Annotated in this window: 2 protein-coding genes; both read right to left on the reverse strand. The window is 72.8% G+C overall.

Annotated elements, in window-relative coordinates; genetic code table 11:
• On the reverse strand, nucleotides 1-244 hold a 244-nt coding region (locus AC2W7G_RS15750; protein WP_485869268.1), incomplete at its 3' end, for a glycosyltransferase family protein.
• 99 nt (nucleotides 245-343) lie between these two features.
• The coding region (cofH, locus tag AC2W7G_RS15755; RefSeq protein WP_485869269.1) for a 5-amino-6-(D-ribitylamino)uracil--L-tyrosine 4-hydroxyphenyl transferase CofH at nucleotides 344-1,634 on the reverse strand (1,291 nt) is incomplete at its 5' end.

Consider the following 1,634-nt stretch of genomic DNA (forward strand, 5'->3'; position numbering starts at 1 on the left):
GGGTGCGGTCGGCGACCACCTCGGCGCCCCACGAAGCGGGCGTACTCGGCGACGCCCGGCGTCGGGCGGTCACGACGACGGTGCGGTCGACGGCCCGGGCGTCCAGGACGGCGTCGAGCGTGTCCTTGAGCAGGGCCCGGGCGAAGGCGTGGCGCACGATCGGGTCGTCGTGCAGGCGCGACTTGGCGTGGGTCCAGGACTTGATGGGCAGCACGGCGGTGAAGCGCACCGAGGCGTCGGGCACTGCGTCACCCCCGTGAGGTCGTGGTCGACGGGACGATCCGGGCGGCGCTCGTGACGCCGGTCTCCATCGTAGCCAGGGAGGTGGTCCCCCAGGTTTCGCTCAGGCGACGGGACGGGGGCGTCCGTACGACGTGGTGCGCTGCACGGCGGGACGTCCGACCCGCGCGGCCATCTGCTCCAGCTCGTGGACGTCCTTGCGCGAGCCCTGTGTCGAGCCGGCCATGCGGCTGATCGTCTCCTCCATGAGCGTGCCGCCGAGGTCGTTCACGCCGCCGCGCAGGATCTGGTCGAGCACGGCCGGCTCGAGCTTGACCCACGAGACCTGGACGTTGTCGACCAGCCCGTGCAGCATGACGCGGGCCATCGCGTGCACGGCCCGGTTGTCGCGCACCGTGGGGCCCGGACGCGCGACGCCGGCCAGGTAGATCGGGCTCGACTGGTGCACGAACGGCAGCGGGACGAACTCGGTGAAGCCGCCGGTCTCGCGCTGGAGCTCGGCGATGGTGCGCAGGTGCCCGACCCAGTGCCCGGGGTGGTCGACGTGGCCGTACATCATCGTCGCGGTGGTCGGCAGCCCGACGCGGTGCGCGGTGGTGACGACCTCGACCCACTGGCTGGCCGGGAGCTTGCCCTTGGTCAGCACCCAGCGGACCTCGTCGTCGAGGATCTCGGCCGCGGTGCCGGGCAGCGAGTCGACGCCGGCCTCCTTCGCGGCGACCAGCCAGTCGTGGATCGACAGGCCGGTGCGGGCGACGCCGTTCATGACCTCCATCGGGCTGTAGGCGTGCAGGTGAAGGCCGGGCTCGGCCTGCTTCACCGCCCGCGCGATGTCGAAGTACGAGCTGGCCGGCATCTCCGGGTCGATGCCGCCCTGCATGCACACCTCCGTGGCGCCGAACGCGACCGCCTCGTGCGCCCGCGCCTGGATCTCGTCCAGCGACAGCGTGAACGCGTCGGCGTCGGTCTTGCGCTGGGCGAACGCGCAGAAGCGGCAGCCGGTGTAGCAGACGTTGGTGAAGTTGATGTTCCGGTTCACCACGTACGTCAGGTCGTCGCCGACCGCGTCGCGGCGCAGGTCGTCGGCCAGCGAGCAGAGCGCCTCGAGCTCGGGCCCCTCGGGGGCGGTCATGAGCGCCAGCGCCTGCTCACGACTCAGCCCAGCGGGATCGCGCTCGGCGGCCCGCAGCGCCGCGGCGACGTCGGTGTCGAGCCGCTGCGGGGACGAGGACGAGCGGACCTGGTCGCGCAGCTGCGCCCAGTCGCCGTAGACCTCGTCGAAGTCGCCGCGGCGGTCGGACGAGCGTCCGACCGTGTCGATCGTGGTCTCCAGGTCGGTGCGCCCGGCGTCGGCCCAGCCGCCGTCCGGCTCCTCGCCACGGCAGCCCGGCCGA

This window comes from Aeromicrobium sp. PFPM2_SD2 (assembly GCF_057364525.1).